Genomic DNA, 25873 nt, shown 5'->3' with positions numbered 1-25873 from the left:
CCCTCCATTCGGGATGAAACCGTCCCGATTGTGGCATAGTAACGCAAGAGATTTCATCATGCTCTTGCGAAGGAGGAAATTCTGTGGAGAACCTGCATGAGTTTGTCGAAAAAGTCCATGATAAGCAGGACAAGGACGAACGCAACCGGAAACGGGGCAAAGGAAATCCCGCCGGCCAACTGCCAACCAAACAGCATGGAACCCAGAAATAAATTGCACTATTAAACAAGAGCCGTCCCCTTCAGCACATTACTGAGGCGGACGGCTCCTTTGATTCTTCAGGACAAATTAATAATTTTAGTGATCGTAAAGATCCTCGCCGGAGATGTACTCATTAGGAACGTCATCCCCCGGGCTAGCATGATTCTTGATTTGGCTAAGTCGCCCTGCCCGGCCTTCTCCGCCGTTGCCTGTTGAAGCATTTTGGGCGTTGCTGCTGCCGTTGCCGACCCGCCGGTTGTGCTGCTCGCGTTTGCTCGCCATGTCTGTAACCTCCCGATGTCAACTTCATCCTGTTGCATTTGAAGCAGGCATCCTGCCCGTTTCTAGCCTTTGACAACGGGCAGGTTTTTATTCCTTAATCGTTACCGTTACAGGCGACCATTCCGCAATTACGGTTTGACCGTGAACCGATACGCTGCCTTCCGGGGTAAGGTCTTTTTCCGTCATAATTCCGAGCGCGATGGTAAACCGGTTGAATTTGATCGGTACCCCGCTCTCTCTGCGAATTTCCGTGCCGTTCACGAAGAAGACAACTTCGTCGTTCCCGCGATTGTAAGTAATTTTATAAGTGTTGAATTCCCGCGCTTTGAAGTCCGTATCTTCCTTAAACACGCAAAAATACTTCGTCTTGTCGCTGGCCGGCACTTCCACGCCCGGGAAAGGCAAAACGGCATAGACGCTTGCATATTTGTCGTTGCCCGCAAAGAAATCGAGCGCCGCGCCGGTCGTGAAGTCAAGCAGGTTCAACGATACATAGCCATCGTACAAATCGCCAGGCGCCGTATTTTGCGAGCGGGCACGGATTTGCAGTTCAAAGCTGACCTCGCCGGACTCAGGAACTACGACGTCCTCCACGGAATAGTACATATGCTTGGCATTGTCCAAAATTTGAATTTGATGGTTCTGACGGCTAAGCGGAGCACGGCAGTACAGAATACCGTTACGAACGATAACTACGGCCTCCGGCTCGCGATATTCCCAAAATGACCCGTCGGGCAGCGGGAATCCGCCTATTTTCCAAACTTGTCCCTCATTCAATATCGTATGAAAATCGCCGAATACTTTTTGTTGTTCCATGAATTGTCGCCCTCTCTCTTAGAAGTGATCTTTGTAAATGTGATTTGTTATAGCATTAAAGCTGGATCAAGCCCTGCACCAACAGGGCCGCCATCATAATCAACCCGCAACGGATCGAGGCCTGCAATGATGCCCCCATCAGCGGCAAGTAGGCCGCGGAAGGATTATGCTCTTTCAGCCGGCCATACACCCGATACACGGGGATAATGGTGAGCAGCGCCAGCAGAGAATATAGCGGCAAAGTCCCGATCACCGCGCAAAGAATCAGAAAGGCATAGGCCAGAAAAAGCATCATTTTCGAGAAGTTCAGCGCACGCTTTTCGCCCCAGACGACGACCAGCGTATTTTTCCCGGCCTGCTTGTCCGCCTGCCAATGTAAAAAGTGGTGGTTAAACAGCACCAGCGTCGTCAGCAAGCCGATCGGCATGGAGAGCAGCACGGAATCGATGCTTAAATCCTGTGTCTGCACATAATAAGCCCCCATCACCGGTAGCACGCCGAAAGACAGCAAAATAGCCACTTCACTCAGCCCTTTGCCCCGGTATCCAAACCGGATCGGAGGAGCCACGTAAAAATAAGCGATTAACCCGCCCAAGCCACCAAAGACCAGTACCGGCCAGCCGCTGAACACGCTCAATACTACGCCGCACAATACGGCCAGACCCAGCAGCGACCAGGTAATCGCCGAAAAGGTCCGCTCGGACATCAGTCCGCCGGACAGAAAACCGGAGTTCGTCGAGATCACCTCCGGTGTTTCTTTGGCCGCGACGTCGGCTCCATTTCGGTAATCCCATAAATCATTGATCATGTTCGAGAACAGATGGGCCGCCCCCGCACCAATCAGTGTAATGACAAACAGCACCGGGTGAAACACGCCTTTCCACATAAAGGCCCCCAGCGCGCCGAGAAATACAGGAACCAGCATCACGGGAATCACTTGAAACCGGGATGCTTTCCTGAAAGTTGTCCATATGTTCACCGGTTAATTCACGCTCCCATGTTATAGTGTGTTAAAAATATCACTATTCAATTATACATGATCTTTTTCATAGACGAGCGGGGAATTTTTAGAAAGCCACGAACTGGACCAAAGTCCAGGTTTTTACTTCCCCATAGACTGAAGATACCCGGCAATTTTTATAGTATGCTGTGAGAAGATGAATACATAGACGAAGGAGATACGATACGCATGAATAAAAGATCTTGGATCGGCCCCGTACTGATCCTGCTCGGCTGCTACTTATTTTTCTTCCGTAAGGAAGCAATGAGCACGGGCTCATTATTCGGGCATTTCTGGCCTACCATGTTCATCATACCGCTCGGACTGTTTTTCCACTGGCTCTACTTCTCCTTAACGGAACGGAGAGCCATCGGACTGCTGATTCCGGGAGGCATCCTGTTTACCGTCGGACTGGTTTGCCAGTTATCCACCCTGTTCGACAGCTGGCAGTATCTGTGGCCAGGCTTTATCTTAGCCCCTGCTATCGGATTGTTTGAGTTCTATTGGTTTGGAAACCGCAACAAATACCTGCTGATCCCAATCAATATTCTGGGCGCGCTTTCCCTGCTATTCTTCGCCGTCTTCTCGCTCGGAACACTGTATAACCGGATGATTCTCGGCCAGCCTCTGCTTGCAATCGCCTTGATCGTAATCGGCGCCGGCGTCATGATCGCCCCGAAATCAAAAAGACGCTTTTAGAACTCTCTACGAAAACCAGCCCCCGCGGTGTTGCTGCGGAGGCTGGTTTTTTAGCTTTTTTTACGAAGGTTACAGGGACTCTCATCAACATTTAGCATATTTCATAGACTATTTCTCAATTTGTTCTCTTGTAGAGGACAAAATAGGAAAATGTCCACCTGAAGGTGGACACAAGCCTAAAATGGCTCCTCGATTATTTACTACTATATTTAGCATCCAATCCTCGATCACCTACCATATACAGACATCCATTGAAGGGGAGCAGCATATGTCTTCTACTGAACCGTGTCCACTATTTGAAAGACATTTTTGTCAGTTTTGTTCGCCTCGAGAGGACATTTGGTTATTTCTAGGTTCGGTTACGTATTAAGACTTGGTTTGGATCTGGTTTGGATCTGGTTTGGATCTGGTTTGGATCTGGTTTGGATCTGGTTTGGATCTGGTTTGGAGCTAGTTAGAACCTGATTCGTATTAGTTCGGCATTAGTTCGTACTTGGTTCGTACTTGGATCTTACTTGGTTCTGTCCTTGCTCATACCTAGTTCAGTACTAATTTAGAATATTATCGTTCTGATGATTGATTTGGCATATTCCTTAACCGCGATCCGCCTTTATCGCCCACGGTTGCCGGACAGAGGTAACTGTCTTTCCGGTATTAATCGCTTCCGCCATAAGCAGGCTCAAATATTGATCCTGCGAGGCTTCCGCCAAGCTGTAGAAGGATGGTCCGCCTTCGATATATTCGCCCATGTTTCGCAGGCTGGTGGCGATGGCGATTTCCTCGTCGCTTAGACGGGCCAAGGGGAAGGGATTCCGGTACATCCATTCGGCCCCGGCAAGGATTCCTTCATGGAAATAACCTTCGAGGTTGCCGTCCTGACCGGCGTCGATCCTCCGGAGCTCCATCGTCACCGGCGTCCGGAAATCTCGAAGGTAGCGGACCTCCCGCCCTTCGAGCTCGCCGCGGTGCCCCCGGACGAGTACCCTATTCCGCCGGATCCAGGAGAAGTACTGGTCGTAGGTGAAATCAAACAGGGCACTGCGCCCGCCGAAGCTGAGCAAGGCCAAGTCCTGTTTGGAGTCGGCCAGTGTTTCTCGCTCCGGCAAGCCACGGCGGCTCGGACCTTGCGTCAGCGGCGTGACGATTTGCCGACCGTTAATTTCGGCGTCCTCAAAGCCGACTCCGAGCAGGTGCCGGATCAGGCTGATCCCGTGGTATCCATGGCCCGCCGATACCTGGACGTGGGAGATTCCGCCCAGCATTCCTGAGCGGACTACCGCCAGCCTTGCGGCATGCATCGGCTGGTAGATAAACTGTTCGGCCACCTGTACAAGATTGGTGCTGCTGACTTTATCGTGCAGCCGGAGCAATTCATCCAGGCTTCCCCCAGGCGGCGTCTCCGTGAGTACCGGAATCCCCATTCCGGCCAGCTTTGCTATGTACTCCGCCGCTACGCTTCGGGATAAGGTCAATACAACAAATGAAAAGTCTCGCCGGCCCAGAAACCCGTCCAGATCGGAGGTTGTCTTAATACCCCAGCGGCTTTCCATTTCCCGCGCTTTGGCTTCGTCGCGCATCCAGATTTCGCTGACTGCGAATTCCTCGGGAAGCGCCTGCGCAATCCGCAAATAAAACTCGGCCCGCCAGCCTCCGCCCATGATGCCGAAGGTGATTTTCCTCTTTCTGTCACCCTGCTGTTCCTCGCCCATGTTCTCCATCTCCTTTACTTTTTTTCCATCCGTATAACCTCAAGCAAAGCTATCTTTTCATTTTACTACAAAAAACCGGAAGACCGCACGAACAGCGGTCTCCCGGTATTAGCTTCGATATGGACTCGACCCAAGTCATCCGCATCTTCTCGCAGATTTCAAACCAAGGTCGGTCTTGCTGTAAGTAAGTTACATCGTGATCAGAACCGCAAGTCCCAATACCGCGATGCGCGCTAGGTTAGTTAGAACAAAGTTTTGCACCGATAACGCAAAGGTAAATTGTTTGGTCGGCACCTCCGAGAATTTGCGAATATTTTTACGGACAGGGATCAACGTCAACAACGCAAGCACTAGTAGGAATGGAGATACGCCTAAGAATAACAAGACCAAGATATCAGCGTAAGCCGCATAGTACAGAATCCGGAACAGCCGCAAAGCATGATTGCGTCCGATGTAGACCGGCAGCGTGTAGCGTTTATTCTCAATGTCCTCCTCCAGGTCGCAAATGTTGTTCGCCAGCATGATATTTGCAATCCCCAGAATCGCAGGAATAGAGACGAGGAAAATCAGTATCACCTCCACAAGCTGAACCTGCAGCAGAACGGTCCCATTTTCAAGAGTCAGAGAAGCCAACTTCTCCTCCACATGGATATAAGCCGAGATAAACATAATGACAAATCCCATGAACAGCCCGGAAAAAATTTCGCCCAGCGGCATGCGGGAGATCGGGATCGGCCCGAACGAATACAAAATTCCGACCGCAAAGGACAATCCGCCAAGCAGGAGAATCAGCAGTCCTGTTTCCAAAAACAAAGCGATCCCCGCCCCAATGGCTATGCTCAGCAAAATAACAATAATGGCAACCACCGCACCGGGATTCATCTTATACTTGACGATCGCGTTGTGGACCTCATATCCATACCCGTGCTTTTTGGAAGCTTTTCTAAAATCGTAATAGTTGTTGATCGCGGTTGTAGCCATATCAAAGCTTAGCAGTGAAAGCAGCATCAGAACGAAGTGTCCGACCTGGAATTCTTGAAAACGAAACAAGGCGTAGACCGTTCCCAACAAAAAGGGGATCATGCTGGCCGCTTTTGTCTGAATCTCCACCAGTTTGAAAAATTTTCGTATCGCCATCTCCATCATCCTTTTACTTATCTTAAAAAGATGATATCTAATTTTTGAAATATCTTCTGTTTTAAAAGTCCTTGACAATCCCAATCGGAAGTGTTTTCCATTTGAATTGTCAGAAAATAAAGGATATTCCGGGTTTGTGTAGAAAGAAGTTAGGTACTAAGCACTGCATCGTAACACTTTGTACCTCTTATCTCCTACTCACCTGAATCTAACCATTACTCTCACCACTTTTCGCTATAGGGGGATCGTCAGGTATGACGCTAAAGAGATTATCGTCTCTACTTCTGCCGGCTTTATTTCTGGCAGGACTAGCGCTCGCTCTGTTTTGTGAGTCTCACGAGTTGCACCTTATCTTCGGATTATCGCTGACTTTTACGAATATGGTACTATTGCTGCTCACCCGGTATTATGGAACCATTTACGGATTCTCCGCTGCGACCGCCGTTTATGCCGTATCCATATTTGTTTGGGACAAGCCGTATTCCCAAGCTATATTCCTTCTGGAATTGATCGTACTCGGCTTGCTGATGCGCTGGTCCAAGCGGGACCGGATAGTTCTGGCGGACGGCCTGTTTTGGCTGTTAATCGGTGCCCCTGCCATGCTGTGCGTTTATTATCTTACCTATCAAACCATCTCTATAGAAATTGGTCTGATGGTCATTATATTGGCGGCCAACGGATTGTTCAATGTTCTGTTCGCGGATATTTTGTGGAGGTACCTGCCTAATCGACGGCTAAAAAAGGGCTTAGCCTTTCAACAAAGACCGCTTTATTTCAGCACGGTTCTTTTCCATATTATGATCGTTTCGATCGCCCTGCCCTTTCTGTTCTACATCGTCAATAATAGCTGGAATACGTATGCCTCGTTGTCCAACTATTCGCTTCAGCTTGCCTCAAACACCGGGAGACACATCTACGAGGAAATACGAAACTTTGAAGCGAATACTATGCAGCTAACATCCCCGGACACGCCGGAAGCCCGAAATTTGCAAACTCTTGCCCAGCGGTACGCGTCCGAAGACCAATATCGGATCATCATTACCAGCCTATCCGGGGAAGTGCTCGCGGATAGCGGAAACAACGACAATGCCGCGGCTTTGGCTCGTTTTGAACCCGCCGATTCGGACTATAAAATTCAAGATAACTTTTACTTGCACGTTCCTGAGAAAAAGGCCCGGATTCTGCCTGATCAGGAATGGCATGAAGCCGACTATATTTACAATACGGATCTGGGCCCGCTGCCCTTGCACCTGACGGTTCTGGTGCCTATGCGGCATTATCAAGAGCAAGTCTACGGGCAGTACACAGGCCAATTTGCGTTCCTGATTCTCTTCTTTATTAGCGCAGCTATTGTTGGCCAAATCATAAACCGCCAGCTGTTACGGGGTTTGACTGGACTGACGGCACTGACCACGAATCTGCCGGGAAAACTATTCACCGCCCACAAGACGGAATGGCCAAAAAGCCGGATTTATGAGATTCGGTCGCTGATCCGCAATTTCCGGGGAATGTCGATCAAGCTTGTACATATGGTCCAGGATTCCGAGCATAACAATCTGCTGTTAAAAGAACAAACCAACCGTCTGCAGCAATCGGAAAAGAAGCTGCACAGCCTCGCCTACTATGACGAGCTGACCGGCCTGCCTAACCGGTTGCACTTTTTGGAGTACACCAAATCGCTGGATCTTGACAACTCTGACCGCACTTTGCCTTTTGCCGTGATGTTTGCCGACTTGAACCGCTTTAAGCAGGTCAATGACACGCTGGGCCATACCGTGGGAGACAGACTCCTGAATAAGGTCGCCGGCCGCTTTTCCGGCATCGTTTCCGAACAATGCAAAGTATTCCGGCTAAGCGGGGACGAGTTCCTGTTCGTCCTGCATTATGAGAATATTTCGGATGTTCAGCGGACCGCCCAAGTCATTTGTGACTGTCTGGATGAGCCATTTGATATTAACGGAAGAAGCTTATATATGTCCGTAAGCGTCGGGATCAGCGTATTTCCGTTCGACGGCGACGAAATGGATCAGATTATGCGCAACGCGGATATTGCTATGTATGTTGCAAAGGAACAGGGCGATGGATTCTACCATTTTTATGACAGCCTGATCGAAAATCAGCGCGCGGAAAATATGCAGCTCGAGAACGATTTGAAAAGTGCGCTGCACGGCGGGCAATTCACGCTGTATTATCAGCCTAAGATCGATGCGGGAAGCGGCGAAGTAATCGGCGCCGAGGCGCTGATCCGCTGGATGCACCCGGACTTTGGCGTCGTTTCGCCGGCGAAATTCATTCCTCTGGCGGAAAACTCGGGAACCATCCTCGACATCGACGAATGGGTGCTTCGCGAAGCCTGCCGGCAAAATAAATCGTGGCAATCCCAAGGACTCGCCAAGTTTCCGGTAGCGGTAAATATATCGGCGAGACATTTTTATCAAAGCAATCTTATTCCGATGATTACCCGCATCCTTAATGAAACGGGCCTGGCGCCGGAATGCCTTGTCCTGGAGATTACCGAGGGCACGCTGATCCATAATGTCGAGTACGGTGTACAGGTCATGGAAGACCTGCGCAAGATGAGCATTCATATCTCGATGGACGATTTCGGTACCGGCTATTCCTCGCTCAGTCAATTGGACCGTCTGCCGATCAACGAAATGAAGCTGGACCGTTCCTTCATTCAAGGCCTGGTGGAGGATTCGAAGAAGTCATCCATCGTTCGTGCGGTCATCGAGCTCGGCCATCATATGGATTTGCGGGTCGTGGCCGAAGGGATCGAGTCGCCGGATGAACTTAGATACTTGACCGAGCTGGAGTGCGACCAATTCCAGGGCTATTATTTCAGCAAGCCGCTGCCTAGTCAGGAATTCTCCTCGTTCGTTCGGCAATGGGACGGATCTGCTTTGATCCAGATCCCATGAATACTGAATTGCGGGGCTATCTCTCATAAGATACAATGCTTACAACGGCACTCATCCTACAATAAAGCGAGGTATCAGCTAATGGGTTCATTCCAAAGAGAAGATCTTATCGGCTCATTGATCTTTTTCCTTATTCTAGTAATCCTCGCCTGGATCAATCTGCGTAAATTAAGAACGGGCACCTATGATTATAAGGCGCTCCGCAAGCGGGGACTGATGTGGACGGAGATCGCCGTGGTTCTGTTCCTCATGCAGTTTATTTTACGCAAAGGGGACAACCGTTTCCTGCTCGTGCTTGGAATGTTTGTGCTGTTCGCCGCCAGTCAGTGGCTCGGCGCGATTTATTATGACCGCAAGAATAATGGGGAGCGATAGAATAATCCAATATAATAATCCAAAATGGCGAAGAACGCCCCGATTCATTCCATAAGAGTGAAGATGGGGCGTTTTATCTTTTTTAGGAGGGATATCGTATGAGTTTTGAGACCGCACATGCAGCTTATGTTAAGCATCATTTACAAAGTCGGACCGGAGAACGTAAAGGCCGCTTGGAGCGAGGTCACCGTGAAGCTGAAAAACTATTTTGCAGCAACGTCTGGTGGCCACTACGGGGAGACTTTTCCGGATTGCATCCGGAATACGAAGTACTGGATTGGCGTGGATTTTCCTATTTCTGCGATTTTGTATTTCTCACCGAGCATATAAAGCTAGTCATTGAAATCAAGGGTTTCGGGGCGCATGTTCGGGATATGGACAGGCAAAAGTATTGTTATGAATTGAATAGGGAAACATTTCTGACGGCTTTGGGGTTTCATGTTATCTCTTTTGCCTACGACGACGTCGCTCATCGGCCTGACCTATGTATTACTTTACTAAGAATGGTGCTAAGTCGTTTTCACCCGGAAACTTCCCCCGTCAGTATCAGAACTGTAGCGGAACGAGAAACCCTACGGTTGGCCTGTCTTCTTGCGCGTCCTGTTCGTCCTATCGATGTGGAAACCCATTTAAGTGTGAACCATCGAACAGCAGTGCGAATTCTGCATTCTCTATGTTTGGAAGGGCTACTCTCTCCTGTAACCGGAGCAGAAGGAAAATATGTCGTCAGATACGAGCTACAGCCCCATGCCTTGTCGAGATTATAAACCGGATTATGGAGTAGAATTGGAGGATAAATACTGCAATTATACATCCTTCAATCCGATTAATTCTTGTATCGTAGAGCATTTCTGCAAAAATACATCATTTTTATTAAAATGGCTCCTTTTACTGCGGTTGTGCTTGGAAATCCTGTATAAATGCAGAAATTCTTCTCTTACGGCCCAATTCGGGAATAATAGCTGCACTATCGCATCAATTTCTCATCTGCATAGCGTGGCTTAGCGCGAACTAGAATAATGCATATGATCTAGCACGACCCAACCCAAAAAGACCCAGTTTCAGCTCAACTTGCTGAGCTAAAACTGGGTCAATTGATAATTCAAGGATATGAACTCATACTGGAAAGAGCCGAATGTATAAAATACCGGTTGCGACCTTCCCGTTTCGCTTCATACATCGCCTCGTCGGCTTCCCGGATAAGCTGGTCCAAATCACATGGACCGCCCTCATATACGCAAATCCCTATACTTGGCGTAGCGATGAGTGAATAGCCTTGATAATTGAAAGGAATGGAAAGACTTGAAATGATCCGCTCTGCTACCTTGGACGCATGCGTCGAATCGCTGTGGGTTAGCAGCAGTAAGAACTCGTCTCCACCAAGCCTGCATACCATATCGGTATCCCGAATATGTCCGGTCAATCTTTCGGCAATTCCCCTCAAAAGTAAATCACCAGCACTATGGCCAAAAGCATCATTCACCTCTTTGAAGTTATCCAGATCGATAAACATAATCGTTAGAGGATTCATACCTTCATTTATGTATTGTTCAAACCGCATATTGAACATGGCCCGGTTGGGCAAGGCGGTCAGTTCATCATGGTAGGCCAGGTATTCTACCTGTTCCTCCAGCCTCTTCCGCTCTGTTATGTCTATTATAACTCCCGCTAATCGCTCAAGATGCCCGGTACTGTTAAAAAAGGGGTTCCCCCGGATCTGCGTCCACCGGTACTCTCCATCGCTGCGGACAATCCGACATTCTACCGTAACGCTTTTCTTGTCCAAAACCATTTCTTTTTGGGCCTTCATAATCCGCGATTTGTCCTCAGGCAATACAATATCTGTCAACATCCGATAGTCGCCCTCAAAAGCTTCCGCAGGCATTCCGGTAATATGAATGATACCTTCGGACAGCTGCATGACGCCTCCGCTCAAATGATATGACCAGGTGGCGATTTCAACATTCTCCAAAATGTTGCGGAGTTGACTGCCGCTCTGTTCTGCCTTCAGCCAGAGAGATTTGATGAATTTGGTGAAATAGAGACAGAATGCGGTTGCAAACAATCCAAAAACGACGACATAGGCAATATCGCTGCGGTCAACTCCCGCAAACATTTCATCGTGCAGCACATTGAACATATAAATAGCGGTTGCAAGGTACAAAGCACCAGCGAGTAAGACAGCCCGATAATCAAGATATATTAAAGCAAACAAAGGAATCAGGCCTAGAAAAATGAAGTTGACCAAATAAGGATAGTTTAAAGTAAGCGCCAGCAAAAACACATATAACGAAGTAATCATCAAAAACATCGTCAGTTCCGAGAAACGTTTGCTTGCCACAAGCAGCAGCAAAACAATACCCAGCCCCAGGCCGACGGGGGGATATAGGACATAGATGCTCTGGTCCACAACCAGATTTACCACTAGAGAAATTGCATAGAAGCCCCACAGCAGCTTCAGTATCAATACATTTCGCCGGTGAATTTCTTGTTCCCTGTTCATAATCTAATTCACGTCTCCAAAAATAGTAATAAAGAACTAGATTTTCTTACTTCCATATTACACCTTTGGGAATTATAAGGGTACTGTTTTGTGAAAAATTATGATTTTCAGCAGTTTTATCTGCCTTATTGAGCGTAATCACCGGAATAATTGATCAAAGAAGCATCCTGAACTCCATTAATATCGGAAATCGAATGAAGGAACGCCGTATTGTCGTCCCTAAGTCGCAGTTCAACCGTAAGTTCGGTAAATTCCCTTCTTACCGTTTTTGACTTTAGGCGATACGGTAACTTGCGCAGTTGCTCCCTAACCTCATTCGCAGCCTCTTCTGTGTGGCGGATGATCAGCAGGAAAGGCTGCTCTCTGATTTTGCGGCGAGATAGCCATAACAAGGTCACTCCAATTAGTAACGAACCGAATAAGGCAATCGGATACAACTTCGCCCCCGATGCAATTCCTGCCGCAAGAGCCCAAAACATATATACGATATCCAGAGGGTCTTTTACAGCGTTCCGGAATCTCACGATGCTCAAGGCCCCTACCATTCCGAGCGAAAGCACGATATTCGTACTGATCGTCATGATGACCAATGCTGTAATCATCGTCATTAGAACAAAGGATACATTGTAGTTGTAACTATATACAACTCCTCGAAATGCCTTTTTATAAACCCAAAAAATAAACATCCCGATAATAAAAGCACATAGAAGTCCTAAAAAAACGTCAATATAAGATATATTACGAAAAGCCTCCAGATTTAGAACGCTCTTTTTGATAATGTTATCAAAATTCAGGTTATCTCCCACTTTGTTTCCCCCTGTAATTATTCTTTAAAGTGCCGATACCGGGCTTCCCGACAAATGACATACTTTGAAATAGAAGAACGGACATGTTTTTCCGTCTCAATGATTTGACGGACATGAACGGGCAAAAATGAGTCGTACTTCACTTCCATAATGGTCAGCGGGCCCATAATCGCTTCTCTTAACACCATGGCGTCGTCAAACAAGTCTACGGTATTAACACCTGCCGATAGCATTTTATCAAAGGTAATTCTTACATTACCCAGATCGTATACATAAGCTTCCCTAATATAATCGACGATTACAACGGGGCGAAACGCTCGATGCACCAACGCTGTCCGAAATTGCTGTACCAACGCTTCTTCCCTCTTTGAGAGAATTTCTGCGTCTCCGTTCATGATAGACTCGTATTCCCTGTGTGTTAGCCGGGCTGCATCCTTACAAACATAATCACCGTACTTACTTTTCCGCTCCAAAGAAATATGGTCCTTACTTCCGTTATATATGCGGATCCTGTACTTCTCTCGCGCAAAAACTCCATTGTTCTTATCGTGCAACGAATGGTCATGAACCCCGTCGAAATACAGGCTGCGTATGCCGTAGCCCTCCCGGCCGGGCGAATGGCTATCCATCCGAAGCAACGCCGCGGCCTTTTGGCTGAGAGAAAGGTATTCGTGTGTGTTCAAATAATATTTGAATTCATGACGCAGCTTTCTTCCTTGAAATTGCACAGTTATTCCACCTCAAATTCCCTTATTCCATAATAGGGCTGTTCCTCAGTATCGAAATATTTGTCGAAGGCGATCTGCGAATGCCCCTGAGTATCACGCACGATTACCTTCCAGTAATAGATTCCTTTCGGCAGCCCGTCCAGCGTGACAGTATTATTAGAAAGGTCCTTTTTAGTAGTGACAACCTGAGTAAATTCAGGGTCTTTAGCTACGGATAAGTCATATAGAAGGTCATCCCCTTGGAAGTCATAAGACAACCCCCAACTATACGTCTGTTTACCGTCGGCTTCGGTCTTCACATCGTCCAAATAAAATGGCTTAGGCTTCTCCAAATCTTCTAGAAACAGCTTTTTCCCCATCTCCGGAACCTGGGCGATATACTCCATCTCCTCCGATAGTCGGCTCGTCATTTGCGGCAGAAACTTAATATCAGGTGCGCTTTCCAAATAAGGTTTGACCGTACCTTCATAAAGCTCCATTTGGGCCGTCACCGTATCCTTATTAATGTATTTGGACACTTCTTCGATCTTATCCTTGAGCTGCTGAATATGAGCCTCACTTCGGAAATAACGATTGTGAAGTACGCTTCCCCAATAGTTACTGAGCCCGTTCTGGTAATCACTGATACTCTTCTCCATTCGCTGGACACCCCAAGCCCCGTCATAATCCCACGGGAGAAAGTACCATTTGTCCGAATTTAAAGGAGAATACAGATAGAAGTTATTCGCGTCCGTATCCATATTGTCCGTCAATATATTTACGGCCAGCCAGGTCAGGTAATTATCCAAATCAAAATGCTCTTCAATAACTTTATCAATAGGTATCGACATATCGTTGACATCGTTCAGCATAGCAATAAGCTTGTCATGGTCCTCATATCCTTTAATCTCGAGAATCGACTCAAAAGCTGCCTTGTCATACCCTGGGTCCGATAGTTCTTTGATTTGATCCGGGTAACGAAAAAATTCGAAGAAGGCTACTTTATAAAGCTGACCGTAAGGGTCAAGCCAATGCGATTTTAAAAACATTTCATTCGGTTGTTCGATTTGAGTATAGAGTCCGTAATTTTCGTAGCCGCCAGGATTAGCCCCTTCGGATAAGTCCTTCACATACAGATGGACGAATTGAGTTCTCAAACTGGTGATATCCGGAACCTTCTCCAAGAGGTCGAACGTCAGTTTATTGCGAATTCTTGAGAAGTCAAAGGCATGTTTGTTCAAATTAATCGTCCGCTGGTTCAACCAGGTTCCCGCTTCTTCATTCAGGCGAATCTTATAAGACTTCTGCGAAGCATACCGAGCCGTATTACCACGCAGACTAATTTTGCCGTTGAACTCGCTGATTCCGTAACCGAACATCCCCTGCTGCGGTCCGCTGCCGTCGACGGCCCCCTCCTGAACAATGACCTTCATATTATCCTGACTGTAATGATCGGTAATCCGATTCAATGCATACCAATTGAGCCCGGTCTTCGCTTTCTCCTGGTTCTGCGGCAGAACCGTTACATACAACGCTTTTATCGAAGAATCTTCATCCCGTTCATAAACCCGCTTATCTTCTTGAAGACGACTGATATCCTGCTCCATCTTCTCCGACCCGACGACGGAGGCTGCTACCGCTTCGCCCGAGACAGTGCCGGAATCAATTGATGATGTTGCTGTACAAGCGCTCAGCAAAACAGCGAGTAGCGAGACCGAAACAATAATAGAGAGCGACTTTCCGGGAATTTTGCGGAATGTCTGGTTCTTTGGCCGCATAGTGTGCATGGGCTGCATACAGAAGGTAAAGTAATCAATATTGCCAAGCACTTGCATCAGCCTGTAGATCGCCGCAGCCAACCCTAAAAAGGAGGCGATAAACATCCCTAATCCGTCACTGTCTGTTTTATAAGTCGCATAAGAAATGGCCACGTTCAGAACGACGAACAATAGGCTAATCCAAAGAACTCCTTTGCGATCATCAAAGTACATTAACAAATGCAATAGGACGAACATGATGATGAATAGGAAATAACCAAGGGCCAGAATCGTAAAGATATCGATCTGCTCCATCGTAAATCCCGTTCCCGGCAGGAATTTCATTCCCAGCGCAAGCGAGATTATCGTAAACAACAACTGCACTTCGGTCAGAAAGCTGATTTCCAGCATCAAGGTTCTCTGCATCTCCTTCTTGGCCCTGCTCATCTCCTGATAAGTTCCGCCATGAATTACCTGATTGTAATACGTTCTGAATTTCTCATAAAAGCGGGTCTCCACAGAGACCACGAAGGTGACCAAGGTGGGAATGACCGAAACAAAAGCATAAAATACCGGCAAGTCATAAAACGGCGACGTCCAAAATTGATCTCTAACCAGCGTCCCCTTAGAGCTAAACCAGTACACAAAGCAGTGAACATAGATCCCGGCATACATAAATGTGCCGATAAAGAACAAGGACGGATACTTCCTAAAATACGAGAAGAAAGCAAAATAAAGCCGCTCCTGTCTCGCTGGAAATACCTGTTCAAAATGAAAGGATGACAACAGTGCGATTAGCACGAATCCAACATCAATGGCGACCAATGCCGCCGTTGCCGGGTTTATTTCCGTATAACTTAGCAGAATCCAGCCTGCGACTACCGAGACTAACACTCCAACAGCGAAGGTTCGCACTATTCTTACGTAATCCTTGAGAGCCGACAAATAAACCGACTGAAACCAGATCACTACCAGAATCATAAAAAATAAATACGCGGCTAATTTATAACCCTGAGTCGCCGCTACGCCCCGAAGAAAGAGCCAGGCCGTTAATCCGCTGAAAGGAAGACACACGGCTAAGGCCCCATAATAAGACGATAGGATCCGGTCATATTTCTTTTGGAAGATCATATCCGCAATATACCGGGTCAATACCATAGATAAACCGCTCGTAATAATAATCGAGAATATGAAGGCGTATTGCACCGTGGCAATGTACAATTCCCAATCCAAGTAGCTCGCCTCATTGAAGGTCATCAACCGTTGCAGCACTACAATCAGAAACATGCTTAGGATCATGGGCCCGACAGTAGTTAAGGCTGAGAAGGCATAGGCCTTTACGTTGTTGAGAAGTCCTTGTTCACGAAACAATTTTCTTAATTCAAACCCGATGCCGGCCATAACGCACCTCCTTCAAAGAAGCGTATAAATTTCGGTAATTTTCAATAAAGTCGTGGTGCTGATAATGAAGCGTCACTCTTTGTAACGCGTTTCTCCCCATCTCTTCCCGAAGTTCCCGGCTCCTGCAAAGTTCGATAACCCGCTGGGCCATAAATTCATAATGCATGACGGGTACTACGAAACCGGCAGGCCCGATGCCGTCATCAACTCCATAGAGAAGTTCCTTGCAACTACCCACGTTTGTGGATACGAACGGCTTGCCGCTGGCCATGCCCTCCAATACAGCCAAAGGCTGTCCTTCGCTAATACTGGAAAGCAGGAGAATATCCATATGCCCCAAATAATCCTTCACTTTGACTTCACCTGTAAACTCGATATCCTTAACCTGAAGAGATTCCACCATTTGAAGACACTCTTGGAAATAGGTGTCGTCCTCTTCTGTTGGACCCATGATGGTCAATGTGGCATTCGGCACCTCGCGTTTAATCAAAGCAAAGCTTTGGATCATCGTCTTGATGTCTTTGATCGGAACAACGCGGACAACAGCCCCGATTCTTATCGTTTGTTCATCCGAATTTTGATTATTGGTATAGCCGCTATCTATGTGGACTCCATTCGGAATGATGGCGATCTTCGAACCGTCGCAGCCAAGTTCCATTTCAATTTCCTTATTGCGGTTAAACAAGGTAACCACTTGGTCCGCCGCTTCATAAATACTGCTCGACAAGGTATAGAAATACTTGATCCATAAATCTTTAAAATATCCCTTTACCCAATCCGCCTTAATGATTTCCTCTTCCCGTTCCCGTGAATAAATGCCGTGCTCCGTCAAAATAAGCGGTTTTCCATACAGATGCTTGGCCAGCGTTCCAATAACACCTGCATAACCGGTCGAGACGCTATGATAGATATCCGCCTCGGGAACTTCGTTTCGAATCGTAAGAAAAAGCGGGAGGATCATCGAACGAATCGTCCAAAACATTTCGGTAAACGGCACCAGTTCATACTCCGTCCGGCAAATCTCCTCAACCATATCGAAATAGTTCTTACTGGACAAAAAATCAGCCGTATGGTGAAATTGGCGGGAGCGAATCAAATCAAAAAATCCCCCCCAATCCACTGTCGCCCTGCCGCTGATTAGCGAACTCAAAATCTCTTCTTCCTGCTTGCTAATCCGGAATCGGCTTCCCCATTCGCCCGTTTCATCCAGATAGGCATCCAGAAACACTTCCTTCACCTCGATGATATTGGCCGGAAGCTGATATTTGAATTTTCCCCGATTTTTGCTCTGTGCCCCAATCGAATAAATAATGAATTCATGTTCCGCCAACTGCGACGTCAAACTATGAATCCAGCTGGACACCCCTCCGGTGATATAGGGATACGATCCCTCGGCTATTATACAAATTCTCATAATGTTCAATCGCCCAATCCTATTTCAAATTTGTCCTCGGTCACTGTCACTAGAAATACCTGATCGTCGATTTTTGTTACAGTACAATTCTGAAGCCGGCCTATACGGCGCTCAGTCCGCAAAATGAAGAAATTATCCTGCTCAAGGTGGGATACTTCTCCCTTAATGCTGTTTGCGCCCTTCTCCCAACTCACTGTGGAGCCCAGTACATCCTCCATATCCAAGGCAGCTTCTGTGGAAGTCATGGCCCGGAGCCACGGATAAGTCGTCCGGAGTCGCTCCAATTTCAATGTAAATCCCTTATACAATTCCTCCCACGATAAACTTTGGCCTCTCATTTCATCGAGGATATCGTCAGGGTGAATAAAGTGTGAGTAGAACCCGAGAGAGGTAATCGCGTTTGCCTCCGCCCACTGTTCGAATGGAGAATCCATATAACCTGAAGAAATTCTCGGCATTTCAATAATTCCGTCCGGAGCGACCTCGAATTCTTGAACGTAAGACACCTTGTTAATATCTTCTTCGTACAAAGAAGAAATGACCGTTAAATTGGGCCAAGCCTGCTTCAAGGCTTCGCGTCCTACCGAATCCAGCATATTGGAAGGAGGAATATAGGACATAATCTGGTAATTAGGAAAGGCGCGATGCGCAAATTCCAGCACCTCGGCTACGGCTTGCTCCATCTTCTCTTGGGACTTCCAGACCTTATACTCGTAATAATCCGCAATTCGCAGATCCATCTGCAGGGACTGATGGTTATAGCCGTGAATTCCAATTTCACCACCGCTTTTAATGACCTCCCGCCCGTACGAAATCAAATTGTAACGATCTTCGTCCGCAGGATATTGGAAAGGTCCTTCCACATCGTTCTGATAAGATTGAATAATTCCCGCCGTATACTTTAACCCGGCTCTCTTGGCAGCCTTCAGCATGTCAGGCCACCAGATCTCCCTATAAAATTGCTTGATATCCTTGTGATAGACGTCATAGATGGAAGGCACGCTCCCTTCCGGGATGGGAGAAGGAAAATCGTCGATATAGATCAGCTTAGAATTAAAAACCGGGTAAATATAATCCGGTTCCAGCATGCTGATCGCCCCTGAGAATAACCCACGGTTCACCTTCTCCTGCAGCATCGTCCCGTTCATAACCAGGAATGCGCCGTCGCCGTATTCCGTTCTCCAGATCAGCGGATTGCCGTCCATCGCCGACGCCAGTAATTCTGATCTCCCGTCGATTTCAACCACGTTAGAGATGTTTACGAAATAGGGATCATTCGACTTATAGCCCTTTTCTCCGATTAATATATTGGAATTCAGCTCAATCCCTTTAGCAGGATAAGTCCCCCCCACCGAAACGATGCCTAATTTCCGATATAATTGATAAAAGGCAGAGTCTGTCTCCAACTGGCTTGTAAACAGCACATAACCACCCTGTTGCACATAATCAGAAACAGCCAATATGTTTCCGATCGGATCCAGTTGTTGATTCGTTATGATAGCAGCCACACAGCCCTCTAGACGGATCGCTGAGCCTGAGGATGTGTCCGTAACCGCTGTTTTCTTCTTCATGTACTGCAGCATCCGGCTCGTGTTATTCTTGACACTTACACTGTATTCATCCTCGGAATCATAGAAGATGCAGTAATCCGGACCCGAGAACTCCAGCGCCTGAATCTCCTCTGCAGTCGCCACGCGGAGTTGCCGTTCCTCCGCCATACTACCATTGCGGCTGAATTGCAGAACATACTGGGAACGGGCAATTTGCAGCGCCAATGCCAACACGATAACGGCAGCCAAGATGACGTAAACGTTTCGTTTTAAATTAAATCCGTCTTTCACTGTAGGCGCCTCCTGACCAATACCTCACCAGCGTTAAAGCCCGATTGGAAAGTGTAAGCGGCGATTTCTTCAGTAACTCCAGAACGGTTTGTACATTATCATAGGATCGCATATGATAGTAAATCTTTACCAAGCCAAGATACGCCTCCTCGCTTTGCGGGAATCTCTCTAGGTACAACTGCGCGGTACGCTCGGCTTCCCGCAAGAGCCCAAGCTCCAGCTCCGACTCCATTTTCCCTTGATAAGCCGATTCCATCCCCGGATCAATTCCGATCAATTCATCCAGGACTTGAATATAGGAGACTCTATAGTTTCTCAGCGTCTTCTCATCCAGAAACCCGCTATTCATATATTGATCCAGCACTTCTCCGTATGCCTGCAGCACTGCTGGATCCTGTTTATTCGATTCATATTGGACGGAGAGCTCCTGCATGGAAAGAGTCAGCTTTCTTTTGATTTCCATTACGGCGCTCACAGCATAATGAGAAGTCTCGGTATCTTCATTACTGATTGCCTTTTTAAGAATATCCATGTACTTAAAGGCGTCCTGTTTCAGCACTTGAATCATAACTCTGCGCCGGTCTGCATGCTCATTAACCAATAGCGCCTCCTCAATAGAGACCACGTTCAGTTCCTCCGCGGAATTAAACTCCATTTGGATCGCCGATAACTGCTGCCCCTTCCCGTCATGCTCGAACAATTCCTCCATTTGCTCCGGACTCGCCGGCCGTAACCATGATTTGGGCCAAAACACCGGAAACAACCACCCGATCAGAGGGAATGCGGCGACAAGTACCCACCTCAGAATCCAGTTACGCGGTGTTTGGCGATAGCGCGCCCATAACAAGATACCCGAGATGAGTATGTATACGATAAGCAGCCACTCAACCATAGGTAACTTCCTCTTCAAGTATTTTCAAGAATATATTCCGTTCCGCGAACCGTTCCAAAATCCGTGCAACGTCCTCAGGTCCCGTATTCGATAACAGAATCATCAGCTCATTCGCCGCTCCGAGTCCGATATAATCCGTTTCCCTCAGCAGGCCTTTAAGCTTATGTGAAAAGTCTCTGAGTGAATCAACGTGACCGCTTTGGACCAGAAGTGAGTAATTGATGTTAAGCTTCTCTTTGGCCATTCTCTTATTCCTCAGAATCGACTGAAACACTTCATTCGTCAGGATCGAAGAGTCTTCCACATAACGCAAACTTTCAGTCGCCTCCACATAAGAGAACGCTCTCGATAGAGAGGAGGATACCAGTTCCACCGTAATCTTGAACAAGTTTTGATAATACAAAGAAAAATTCTCGAACGGAATATCGTCCAATGCAATGATGGCTACCGTCTCGCCGCGTCTTTGAACCGGAGCGACCATTAGTGGAACACCAGGTTTGAGTTCCCGGTTGACATAAATCTGGTCGCCGAGAAACACACGACCGACATAATCATGTTCCTCCACTTTCAGCGATTTTGCCGTTTCCTCACCAATATTCATGGAATGCGCCACCAGCCTTAAGTAATCGCGATTCGAATTTGCGATATAAATAGACACGGCTCGTGTATTCATAATAGATTCGATCACATTGACCGTGGAGACAAAGATTTCATCCGGCTCCAAACTGTCCAATTCTTTAGTAATCGAGTGAATTTTGCCGAAGCTGTCCCCGCTATTCATAATTCGCTGTTGCAGCTCGTTCTTAACTTCCCGGACCTCCCGGTACACGCCGTTAAGAAATTCGTATTTCTCGCCAAGCTCTTTAATTTCGATATCTTGGGAGGCAATCTTACCGTTTTTGCGTTCAACCGCATAACCGACCACGAGGCCGATGCATAAATAAATGGCAATTTGAAAGAAAAAGTCCGTATCGTACAGCATGGAGACGAGTTCATGCCCATTGAGCAGCCGTTGATAGGTCAACAAACAAACGGACAACGCAACAGCCATAATCGACTGACGATTGCCATACATAATTCCGATGATGGTTATGTAGAACATCTTGATGTCAATGAATGAATAGGCCATATCCCACTGACTTAAAGTGAGCCAAGATATCAAAATGAAAGCGAGTAAATTCTCAAGATAGGGTTTGAATACTTGGATAAAATAGCGAGTACGTGATGTGGGGTTTGGTGCTTGGTGTGTAATTTCAAGGGATGCGGAGTGTTGCTGTCTAAACCATTCGTACGTTTTGGTTAAACCTTGCCTGAGCCCGTACATTGGCGTCCAGTCAAGATCCTTCTTAATATTTTCGTTATTGAGCACGGACCTATGAATATCTCCGGTTCTGGCACCTTGATAAATCAGATCGGGTTCCGTCCCGTGCAATTCTTCAAACAATCTGATCAGACTGTTTACAGAAGTCTCTGTTTGGGTAGATAGGTTATATACGCCCATAAGCTGCGAATACGACGCCCTGTAAATAGCATCGGCTATATCTTCTACATAGATGAAATCCCGGGTTTGCTCCCCATCGCCGTGGATATGTATGTTTTGCCCTGCAATGATCCGGTCTGCAAATATCGAAATTACTCCACCTTCTCCAATGCTGTTCTGACGCGGGCCATATACATTGGAAAACCGGAAACACAGCGTTTCAAGGCCGTACAGATCTCTCCACTTCTGACAATAAGTTTCGCCCACCCATTTGCTCATTCCGTAAGGCGAAATAGGGTTGCATGGTGCTGATTCCGGCAGAGGGACATCCTCGCTTGTTCCATAAACCGCGGCTGAGGAGGCAAATATAAACTTCTTGGCGCTATATTTACTTGCCAGACTGAGCATGTTTATCAGACCTAAGACATTCGATTTGGCATCCTGCCTGGGATTCTCAACAGAGGTAGCCACATTTACCTGTGCGGCCAGATGAACGACGGCATCAAATCGATTTGATGAGAAGATTTCCTCGCATTTTTGATCCTCGACGGATAACTGATACCCCCGGTGCTTGAAGTTAACATTGTTCAGTTTACCGGATGACAGGTCATCGATAATAAAGACCTCGTAACCCTCTTTATGAAACCTTTCCGCAACATGGGATCCGATAAAGCCATATCCGCCTGTTACTAAAACTTTCATTCTACCACCTCTTCTTACTGAGATCGTCAACTGAAATCTTCAATTTTGTAATATTTGTCACTGTCTTTGAATCCATATAATATCATAGATGTTAAATATGCACTACCAATTTTTAACTAAAAAAACCCGACTCCAGACGGATTTCAGAAAAAAGACATATCCTGATCCGTCCAAAACCGGGCCAATTTATTCAGGTCCATTTAACTGTTTTACGAGCAAAGCAGTTTCATTTGAGAATCTCTTGAACCGCGGTCATATCTCCACTCTTGGGCAACTTATACTTATCGGAGTCGTTCCATACGTAGCCTATTTTTACAATACTGTTTTGTGTGAGTTTTCCAAGGTCACTCCAAGGCAAGTAGACTTCCAATAGATCGTCCGAGAGAAAATAATTGGGCGAATCCGAGTAGCTCTTCAAAAATTCCCACTTCCAAACCGTTCCATTCGAACCGTTATACCGGTACAATCTGCCGTTCTCGAGAAGATAATCCGCTCCGCTCGATTTCCAATAAGGCGCTTTAAATCCCGTATTTATATTATTATCCGCATTAATGAACAACTGGCTCTTGGTGGTTAACTCGCTCCCTTGAACAAGAATATATAAAGAGGAGGCATCCTTTGCTGCCTTCATCGACGAAGCTTTACCAGATCCTGTAGAATGTACTGGAATCTTGCTCCAGTCCTCTGCATCGCCGTCAATCGTAATTGATGGAGCGGGAGTGCCAATATTCGACCCAGAGAACTCTACAGCTCCGATATCGATGGCTGCTCCCCGAATTCTGACGGATCCCGTCAGATCATGTTCTCCTGGATTCAATGCCGACCCTTTATCGATGGCAGGCGACCCCTTTTTCAACTGAATATCATGGGCCGCCTTATTCGCAAACAGCGGATTTCCGAACAAGGAACGGGTATCATTTCCCGTACCTTGTTTGTAGGAAGCCAGCGAGCTATAGCTCTTTCCTACCCATTTCCACTGGCTTCCCGCCGTTCCTGTCGAGTTATAGTACAGATTATAATCAAATTGATTATTCGATCCGCTGCTATTCAGTTTATTAACCGACAGCTTTCGTGAATTACTAAAAATAATGTTGTTTTTGAACTGATTGTCAGTATTGTTCCATTGCAGAGTGATATCTCCATATCCTTGTCCCAAACTGTCATTCTCCACGAAAGTGTTGTTCACAATTACGTTCTGCGACGCTCCGCCGTTGCTCGAGCTTGAGCCTCCCATAATCAGTCCGGCGCCGTAGTTGTCGTGAATATAATTATTTCTGACAACGATGCCGCTGGTCGTTTTTCCTCGCTTTTCACTGGCAAGTTCAATCCCAAAATCACTATTGTAAATCTCGTTTCTCTCGATGATCACCTTTGTCGCGCCATCAGCGTATATTCCACCTGCAGCGTGAATCCCGGTTCCATAAGCCTTATTCCCGGAAGAATCGATGCGATAGACTATATTCCCGGAAACTACCCCATTTCGAGTCTGATCCACGCATGAACCAGAGCAAGCCCCATAAAATCCGGCTAGTTCAATGCCGATATTGTTATTCTCATAAACCCGGTTATTGGTTACCGAGAACCCGTCGATATTGCCGCTTAATGTCAGCGACTCGCTCTTTCCAGTTATCAGATGATGGACCTGATTTCCGCTGATCACCAATCCTGTAATTGCATTGGATGTATTCCCAAGTACGTGGATGCCGTGCCCGTTTCCATCTTTGGAGGTATTCTCAATATGGTGAACATTATTATTCAGTATTTCAATCTGGCTGCTTCCGTCCTTTACCCGAATACCGGCCGGATCTGCTGAGGAGCTGGACGTGGATAAGTTTCGAATTTCAAAGCCGGCGATTGTAACAAAATTAACATTAGAAAGCTGCACCAAGGCCTGACTTCGTGATAACGAGAGCCCTGTCCCGTCGATAATCGGGGTTTCCTTTTCATAATTTCGAAACGTAATCCGGCCGGATTCCGCCGACCCGGAAACTTTGATGTTTACGAATTCGTTGTATACACCACCTCGAACATACACGGTATCACCCGGTCTGACAGAATCCGACGCTTTCTGGATAGTTCGCCAGGGCGCCGACAAAGTTCCCGGATTGTTGTCATTTCCCGACGTAGCCACATAGTAGACCGTTCCCATTGCGTCAGCAAATACACTATTGGATTCGCTTATATATAATGAAGCAGGATGATTGATAAATAGAAGTAAGGCGAGGCACAATGCTCCGGATAACCACCTCTTTAAAGTTCCCATCTCTCACACCTCTCTTCTTTGTTTCCTAGAAAATACCATCCTCATTTAGAGTTGTCCATAGGCAATGACTTGCCTGAAATAAATTCGGGTTTATTACCGAATACATTTTTGCATGTTCAAGCGTCGGTTGTAAGCAATATCTAATGAAAAATCCCCTTCCACTCAACAAGGAAGACCATCCTGACAGATGTCTTCATATTCTTGTCTACTAGAAAGGGGATTTCTATTCTTATCATTATATTCTTTCATAATCACGCTAATAATATACTTGCTTAAGGCACGTATTGCTGGACGATGCTTGTTACCTGCCCGTTCTCTATCGTCAAATGATACGGAAACTCTCTTACATCGAGAACCCCGGTGTTCTGGAATAGGCTGAACAGCTTCTCCAAGCTTATTTGTTCATTCCACGAAATATCGACATCCTCGGGATTTCCTGTATGATCATAGATTTGCATAAGGACCTGGGCATTCGCAGCGACCGGATAGCGCTCCAGTCGGTCGTCCTCATTTACGATATAATAGCCGTCAGGCGGACCGTCGATGCCGGCATCCGGTTCCATTTTGGCGAACACGTCCTCGGCTTCCTTCCCGGAGTACCATTCTATAGGATCAACCGTGAGCACACCGCCGTCCGGCCGAAGTTCCAACTGATCGATATAGACCGTTAAATTTTGCGATTCCCGGACAACATCCGGCGACTTATCCGACTTGGCGGCTCCAGAGCTGGACGTAGTTAGCGAAGACATTACGACGACAAGGAATATGGGGAGCAAAACCGTCATTAATTTTCTCATTGCTTAGTTCCCGCCTTTCCGGTCTTCGGCATGATCGCGAATGTTCTTTCGCCTAACTCCGGGATTATGCCTTTTAGTATAAATAACCATTTCCCAAACAATGAAACATAGCGTGTTGCTTCTATATTCATTATATGACCCGCCAAAGGGAAAAGGATCACAATGAGGTT

The 25873-nt window shown here is 46.8% G+C and carries 20 protein-coding genes; 5 read left to right on the top strand and 15 right to left on the bottom strand.

Annotated features, from left to right (window positions below):
• Positions 1–83: 83 nt before the first annotated feature.
• Entirely contained in the window at positions 84–212 is a 129-nt protein-coding gene (locus tag KJS57_RS02330; RefSeq protein ID WP_211022993.1) for a DUF4023 domain-containing protein, read from the top strand.
• Between the two features lie 85 nt (positions 213–297).
• On the opposite strand, the gene KJS57_RS02325 is transcribed toward KJS57_RS02330, so the two are convergent.
• The 3 genes from KJS57_RS02325 to KJS57_RS02315 form a co-directional block, all read right to left on the bottom strand.
• On the bottom strand, positions 298–483 hold the full coding sequence (locus tag KJS57_RS02325; protein WP_211022994.1) for a hypothetical protein: 186 nt from the start codon (positions 481–483) through the stop codon (positions 298–300).
• An 87-nt stretch (positions 484–570) separates the two neighbouring features.
• Complete coding sequence (locus KJS57_RS02320) at positions 571–1299, bottom strand: DUF6081 family protein (RefSeq protein WP_213653623.1); 729 nt, start codon at positions 1297–1299, stop codon at positions 571–573.
• Positions 1300–1354: 55 nt separating this feature from the next.
• Positions 1355–2278 (bottom strand): prenyltransferase, encoded by a 924-nt coding sequence (locus KJS57_RS02315; RefSeq protein ID WP_213653622.1) that lies wholly within the window; start codon positions 2276–2278, stop codon positions 1355–1357.
• A gap of 210 nt (positions 2279–2488) precedes the next feature.
• Here KJS57_RS02315 and KJS57_RS02310 point away from each other — a divergent pair, with 210 nt between their 5' ends.
• The gene (locus tag KJS57_RS02310; protein ID WP_213653621.1) at positions 2489–2998 is read left to right on the top strand and encodes a hypothetical protein; all 510 of its coding nucleotides are present in this window, start codon (positions 2489–2491) and stop codon (positions 2996–2998) included.
• 593 nt (positions 2999–3591) lie between these two features.
• On the opposite strand, the gene KJS57_RS02305 is transcribed toward KJS57_RS02310, so the two are convergent.
• Positions 3592–4707, bottom strand: a complete 1116-nt coding sequence (locus tag KJS57_RS02305) for a Gfo/Idh/MocA family protein (protein ID WP_213653620.1) — start codon at positions 4705–4707, stop codon at positions 3592–3594.
• Positions 4708–4896: 189 nt separating this feature from the next.
• On the bottom strand, positions 4897–5844 hold the full coding sequence (locus tag KJS57_RS02300; RefSeq protein WP_213653619.1) for a 1,4-dihydroxy-2-naphthoate polyprenyltransferase: 948 nt from the start codon (positions 5842–5844) through the stop codon (positions 4897–4899).
• Positions 5845–6098: 254 nt separating this feature from the next.
• On the opposite strand from KJS57_RS02300, the gene KJS57_RS02295 reads away from it, so the two are divergent.
• The 3 genes from KJS57_RS02295 to KJS57_RS02285 all read left to right on the top strand — a co-directional run bounded on the left by KJS57_RS02295 (position 6099) and on the right by KJS57_RS02285 (position 9907).
• Positions 6099–8765: a putative bifunctional diguanylate cyclase/phosphodiesterase gene (locus tag KJS57_RS02295; RefSeq protein WP_213653618.1), complete on the top strand. Its 2667-nt coding sequence runs from the start codon at positions 6099–6101 to the stop codon at positions 8763–8765.
• An 81-nt stretch (positions 8766–8846) separates the two neighbouring features.
• Positions 8847–9140 (top strand): FXYD domain-containing ion transport regulator, encoded by a 294-nt coding sequence (locus KJS57_RS02290; RefSeq protein ID WP_213653617.1) that lies wholly within the window; start codon positions 8847–8849, stop codon positions 9138–9140.
• 98 nt (positions 9141–9238) lie between these two features.
• Positions 9239–9907: a DUF559 domain-containing protein gene (locus KJS57_RS02285; protein WP_211023002.1), complete on the top strand. Its 669-nt coding sequence runs from the start codon at positions 9239–9241 to the stop codon at positions 9905–9907.
• Between the two features lie 335 nt (positions 9908–10242).
• Here the strand turns inward: KJS57_RS02285 and KJS57_RS02280 are convergent, their stop codons facing one another.
• The 10 genes from KJS57_RS02280 to KJS57_RS02235 form a co-directional block, all read right to left on the bottom strand.
• Positions 10243–11643 (bottom strand): sensor domain-containing diguanylate cyclase, encoded by a 1401-nt coding sequence (locus KJS57_RS02280; RefSeq protein WP_213653616.1) that lies wholly within the window; start codon positions 11641–11643, stop codon positions 10243–10245.
• Between the two features lie 125 nt (positions 11644–11768).
• Complete coding sequence (locus tag KJS57_RS02275) at positions 11769–12449, bottom strand: DUF4956 domain-containing protein (RefSeq protein ID WP_213653615.1); 681 nt, start codon at positions 12447–12449, stop codon at positions 11769–11771.
• Between the two features lie 17 nt (positions 12450–12466).
• On the bottom strand, positions 12467–13177 hold the full coding sequence (locus tag KJS57_RS02270) for a polyphosphate polymerase domain-containing protein (RefSeq protein ID WP_244861348.1): 711 nt from the start codon (positions 13175–13177) through the stop codon (positions 12467–12469).
• A gap of 2 nt (positions 13178–13179) precedes the next feature.
• On the bottom strand, positions 13180–16314 hold the full coding sequence (gene pelG / locus KJS57_RS02265) for an exopolysaccharide Pel transporter PelG (RefSeq protein ID WP_213653614.1): 3135 nt from the start codon (positions 16312–16314) through the stop codon (positions 13180–13182).
• The gene (gene pelF, locus KJS57_RS02260) at positions 16295–17728 is read right to left on the bottom strand and encodes a GT4 family glycosyltransferase PelF (protein WP_213653776.1); all 1434 of its coding nucleotides are present in this window, start codon (positions 17726–17728) and stop codon (positions 16295–16297) included. Before pelF ends, pelG begins: the two co-directional genes overlap by 20 nt.
• A 5-nt stretch (positions 17729–17733) precedes the next feature.
• Positions 17734–19569, bottom strand: a complete 1836-nt coding sequence (locus KJS57_RS02255) for a DUF2194 domain-containing protein (RefSeq protein ID WP_213653613.1) — start codon at positions 19567–19569, stop codon at positions 17734–17736.
• Positions 19553–20461 (bottom strand): tetratricopeptide repeat protein, encoded by a 909-nt coding sequence (locus tag KJS57_RS02250; protein WP_213653612.1) that lies wholly within the window; start codon positions 20459–20461, stop codon positions 19553–19555. The genes KJS57_RS02255 and KJS57_RS02250 overlap by 17 nt, the downstream gene beginning before the upstream one ends.
• Positions 20454–22643 (bottom strand): NAD-dependent epimerase/dehydratase family protein, encoded by a 2190-nt coding sequence (locus tag KJS57_RS02245; RefSeq protein WP_213653611.1) that lies wholly within the window; start codon positions 22641–22643, stop codon positions 20454–20456. The genes KJS57_RS02250 and KJS57_RS02245 overlap by 8 nt, the downstream gene beginning before the upstream one ends.
• Before the next feature lie 226 nt (positions 22644–22869).
• Positions 22870–24906 (bottom strand): right-handed parallel beta-helix repeat-containing protein, encoded by a 2037-nt coding sequence (locus tag KJS57_RS02240; RefSeq protein WP_213653610.1) that lies wholly within the window; start codon positions 24904–24906, stop codon positions 22870–22872.
• Positions 24907–25178: 272 nt separating this feature from the next.
• Entirely contained in the window at positions 25179–25703 is a 525-nt protein-coding gene (locus KJS57_RS02235) for a hypothetical protein (protein ID WP_213653609.1), read from the bottom strand.
• Positions 25704–25873 lie beyond the last annotated feature (170 nt).

The sequence above is a fragment of the Paenibacillus vini genome (genome assembly GCF_018403325.1).
In the GTDB taxonomy this organism is placed as follows: domain Bacteria; phylum Bacillota; class Bacilli; order Paenibacillales; family Paenibacillaceae; genus Fontibacillus; species Fontibacillus vini.
Note: the sequence above shows the minus strand (reverse complement) of the source record. Positions and strands in the feature narration are given on the sequence as shown.